The 261-nt window shown below is 69.7% G+C and carries 1 pseudogene; it reads right to left on the bottom strand.

What is annotated here, in order from left to right:
* Positions 1-261 (bottom strand): annotated as a pseudogene (locus JHD82_RS30550) (phenylacetate--CoA ligase); the annotation flags it as partial.

Raw genomic sequence — 261 nt, 5'->3', positions numbered from 1 at the left:
GCTCGGCGCCGTAGTGCGCACCCAGGCCGCCCGTGAACAGGCCGTAGCCATAGGCCACATGCACCATGTCGCCGGGCCGCCCGCCCGCCGCGCGGATGGAGCGCGCCACCAGGTTCGCCCAGTTGTCGATGTCATTCAACGTGTAGCCCACGACCGTGGGCTTGCCCGTGGTGCCCGAGGAGGCATGCACGCGCGCCACCTTCTGGCGCGGCACGGCGAACATGCCGAACGGGTAGTTCTCGCGCAGGTCCTTCTTGGTGG

Source organism: Delftia sp. ASV31 (genome assembly GCF_016428765.1).
Lineage (GTDB): Bacteria > Pseudomonadota > Gammaproteobacteria > Burkholderiales > Burkholderiaceae_C > Comamonas > Comamonas acidovorans.
This window is presented reverse-complemented; position numbering and strand designations above follow the sequence as displayed.